The organism is Nonomuraea rhizosphaerae (genome assembly GCF_019396405.1).
GTDB lineage: Bacteria > Actinomycetota > Actinomycetes > Streptosporangiales > Streptosporangiaceae > Nonomuraea > Nonomuraea rhizosphaerae.
Genome location: NZ_JAHKRL010000111.1, coordinates 1 through 4188, shown reverse-complemented (window position 1 = coordinate 4188; position 4188 = coordinate 1). Strand labels below are relative to the sequence as shown.

The following is a 4188-nucleotide window of genomic DNA, read 5'->3' as shown; positions in this document are numbered from 1 at the left end:
GCTCGGCCAGGTCGTACACGCGCCGCCAGCCGACGCGGCGGCTGCAGACGATGTCGCCGATGTCCAGCAGCCACTCCAGGCCGATCTTGGAGTCGGACCAGTCCCACCACGGGCCGCCGTTCTTGGCGCCGCCGACGTCCGACGTGGTGAGCGGGCCGGAGTCGCGTACCTGCTCGCGCAGCTTGTCGACGCTGTCGGGCACCTCGTGCCAGCGGTAGCGCCGCTCACGGTAGGCGCGCCGCCTGAAGGCGTAGAGCGGCCAGTGCTCGATCGGGAGGATGCAGGCGGCGTGGCACCAGTACTCGAAGCTCTGGGCGGGATCGTGCCAGTACGCCCGCTCGACCTGCTGCCTGCCCACCGCTCCCAGGCGCGCGTACGCGACCAGCTCGTGGGAACGGGCCAGGACCGAGATCGTGTCCAGTTGGACGGCGCCCAGCCTGCGCAGCATGCCGTGCACCCCGCCGCGGCGCCCGTCACCGCCGACCAGCCCTTGGGCGCGCAGAATGACCCGCCGCGCCTCATCTGCCGTCAGATCGGTCATATGAGCCACTTGGTACGGCTAATGCGGCTTGTACGGCGAAGCATGCCCGCATGCTATCGACGCCCACCGACAGAAACGGCCCGCCGGAGGGTGAGCGGGGACGAGCGGAGCCCACTGCCACCGGTACGGGTGCCGGGAATGCCGGGAATGTCAGAGTGCTGGGAGTGTGAGGTGGCATGCGGACGGCGGGGGCCGAGAGGCGGCCGCCCGCCGTGGAGTAAAAGTACGCAGATACCGGCAGATCGTGCGGATATCAGGCGAGGCCGGTCAGCGGTGGTCCTCCGCCTCCATGCCCACCCGAGGCGTGTCGATCACGACGTCGGTGAAGATGTCGAAGACGAGCGCGAGGATCCCCCCGACGACGAACACCCCCGCACCGATCCAGATGAGCATCCAGTTGGCCTGAGTCATCCCGAATCCGGCGACGACGGTGCCGAGCAGTATCACGGTCACCGCGAGCCAGGAGGACGCACGGCCGCCGTGGCTGCCGAGATTCTCTGTCTGCTCCGACTTGTGGCCCTCAACCATGACAAATCCTTCCTTTTGCCGGATATCCCGCAATGGTGCGAACCGGCGGTGAAACCGGCATACGCTCTGCTCAAGCCCATTCTCCCAGACGTACCCGGCGCTCTCGTCGTCGCGGTGGCTGTGTCTGGTTGCGGAACCGCCTACGATGGCAACGGGGAAGTTTGTCTCAGCCTCTCCTCCTGGCGGCGCCGCCGGGGTAGACCTGCGAGGAGCTTTACATAAAGTGGCAGCCATTCTCGACAAGATCCTACGTGCCGGCGAGGGCAAGACCCTGCGCAAGCTCAAGCGGATCGCTGATCAGGTCAACTCCATCGAGGACGACTTCACGAGCCTGTCCGACGCGGAGTTGCGCGCGCTGACGGACGAGTTCAAACAGCGCTTCGCCGACGGCGAGTCCCTTGACGATCTGCTTCCCGAAGCGTTCGCGACCGTGCGCGAGGCGGCCCGCCGCGTGCTCGGCCAGCGGCACTTCGACGTGCAGATCATGGGCGGTGCGGCCCTCCACATGGGCAACATCTCGGAGATGAAGACCGGTGAGGGCAAGACCCTGACCTGTACCCTCCCCGCCTACCTCAACGCCATCTCCGGCAAGGGCGTGCACGTCATCACGGTCAACGACTACCTGGTCAAGGTGGGCGCCGAGATGATGGGCCGCGTCTACCGTTTCCTGGGCCTCGATGTCGGCATGATCCTGACCGGGCAGCAGCCCGAGGAGCGGCGCAAGCAGTACCAGGCCGACATCACCTATGGCACCAACAACGAGTTCGGCTTCGACTACCTGCGCGACAACATGGCCTGGTCGCTGGACGAGTGCGTGCAGCGCGGCCACAACTTCGCGATCGTGGACGAGGTCGACTCCATCCTCATCGACGAGGCCCGTACCCCGTTGATCATCTCTGGTCCGGGTGAGCAGTCGGGCAAGTGGTACACCGAGTTCGCCAAGATCGTGCCGCGCCTGCGCAGGGGCGTGGAGGCCAAGACTCCCGAGGAGGAGAGCACCGGCGACTACATCGTCGACGAGAAGAAGCGCACCGTCGGCGTCCTGGAGTCCGGTGTCGCCAAGGTTGAGGACTGGCTGGGCATCGACAACCTGTACAAGGCCGAGCACACCCACCTCGTCGGCTTCCTGAACAACGCCCTGAAGGCCAAGGAGCTGTTCAAGAAGGACAAGGACTACATCGTCTCCGACGGCGAGGTGCTGATCGTCGACGAGTTCACCGGCCGCATCCTGCACGGCCGGCGCTACAACGAGGGCATGCACCAGGCCATCGAGGCCAAAGAGGGCGTGAAGATCAAGGACGAGAACCAGACTCTCGCCACGGTCACCCTGCAGAACTACTTCCGCCTCTACACCAAGCTGTCCGGCATGACCGGTACGGCCGTCACCGAGGCGAACGAGTTCCACCAGACGTACAAGCTCGGCGTGGTCCCGATCCCGACGAACCGGCCGATGATCCGCAAGGACCAGGCCGACGTCGTCTACAAGACCGAGGACGCCAAGTTCGACGCGGTCGTCCAGGACATCAAGGAGCGCCACGAGGCCGGTCAGCCGGTCCTCGTCGGCACCACCTCGGTCGAGAAGTCCGAGCGGCTGTCCAAGGCGCTCAAGCGCCGCGGCGTGCCGCACGAGGTGCTCAACGCGAAGAACCACGCGCGTGAGGCCGCGATCGTCGCCGAGGCGGGCCGCAAGGGCGCCGTCACGGTCGCCACCAACATGGCCGGTCGAGGCACCGACATCATGCTCGGCGGCAACTCGGAGTTCCGCGCCGACCTGGAGCTGCGCCAGCGCGGCCTCGACCCGCTCGAGACTCCCGAGGAGTACGAGAAGGCGTGGCCCGAGACGCTGGAGAAGACCAAAGCGGCGGTCAAGACCGAGCACGACGAGGTCACCGAGCTGGGCGGCCTGTACGTCCTGGGCACCGAGCGGCACGAGTCGCGCCGCATCGACAACCAGCTCCGCGGTCGTTCCGGCCGCCAGGGCGACCCCGGAGAGTCGCGCTTCTACCTCTCGCTCGGCGACGACCTGATGCGCCTGTTCAACTCGGCCAGGGTCGAGATGATCATGAACAGGCTGAGCATCCCCGACGACCAGCCGATCGAGTCCGGCATCGTCTCCAAGGCCATCGCCTCCGCCCAGCACCAGGTCGAGCAGCAGAACTTCGAGATCCGCAAGGAAGTTCTCAAGTACGACGAGGTGATGAACCGCCAGCGCAAGGTCATCTACGCCGAGCGCCACCGCGTCCTGGAGGGCGCCGACCTGCACGAGCAGGTGCGCGGCTTCATCGGCGACGTGATCGAGGGCTACGTCGCGGGCGCCACCTCCGAGGGCTTCGCCGAGGAGTGGGACCTCGACAAGCTGTGGAAGGCGTTCGCCGAGCTGTACCCCATCTCGGTCACCGTCGACAACCTCGTGGAGGAGGCCGGCGCCCGCGAGGAGCTGACCGCCGAGCTCATCACCCAGAAGGTCAAGCAGGACGCGCTGGACGCCTACAGCAGGCGCGAGGAGGAGCTCGGCGCCGAGGCCACCCGCGAGTTCGAGCGCCGCGTCATCCTGACGGTCCTCGACCGCAAGTGGCGCGAGCACCTGTACGAGATGGACTACCTGCGCGAGGGCATCGGCATGCGGGCCTACGCGCAGAAGGACCCGCAGATCGAGTACCAGCGCGAGGGCTTCGAGATGTTCTCCGCGATGCTGGAGGGCATCAAGGAGGACTCGGTCGGCTTCCTCTTCAACATCGAGGTCGAGGTTCAGGAGAACCCGATCGTCGAGGAAGAGGACCCGATGCTGGCGGAGACCCGCTCGATCATCGCGCGCGGGCTGCGCGGGCCCGAGCGTCCGGCTGAGCTGGAGTACTCCGCGCCCGGCGAGGCGGGGGAGGTCGAGCACACGCGCGTGCGCACCACCTCGGCCGAGCGCGCCGCGTACGGGAACGTGGAGCGCAACGCGCCGTGCCCGTGCGGCTCGGGCAAGAAGTACAAGCGCTGCCACGGCGACCCCAAGCACGCGGCCTGATCCGGCCCTGACGGGAAGGCTCTGACGGAGACCCGGTCCGACGGCGACGGCGATGATGCTGTCGGTGAGGTAGGCGAAGCAGCGGCGGCCGTGCGGGGCCTAGATC

General features: G+C 67.0%; 2 protein-coding genes and 2 pseudogenes. 2 read left to right on the top strand and 2 right to left on the bottom strand.

Annotation, left to right across the window (positions count from 1 at the left end; all coding sequences use genetic code 11):
* Window positions 1-541: DNA glycosylase AlkZ-like family protein (locus KME77_RS05585; protein WP_219462612.1), on the bottom strand; the 541-nt coding region annotated here is incomplete at its 3' end.
* A 267-nt stretch (window positions 542-808) separates the two neighbouring features.
* On the bottom strand, window positions 809-1069 hold the full coding sequence (locus tag KME77_RS05580; RefSeq protein ID WP_219462610.1) for an HGxxPAAW family protein: 261 nt from the start codon (window positions 1067-1069) through the stop codon (window positions 809-811).
* A 223-nt stretch (window positions 1070-1292) separates the two neighbouring features.
* On the opposite strand from KME77_RS05580, the pseudogene secA reads away from it, so the two are divergent.
* Window positions 1293-3809 (top strand): annotated as a pseudogene (gene secA / locus KME77_RS05575) (preprotein translocase subunit SecA); the annotation flags it as partial.
* A gap of 102 nt (window positions 3810-3911) precedes the next feature.
* A pseudogene (locus KME77_RS30605) lies at window positions 3912-4082 on the top strand (SEC-C metal-binding domain-containing protein); the annotation flags it as partial.
* Window positions 4083-4188 lie beyond the last annotated feature (106 nt).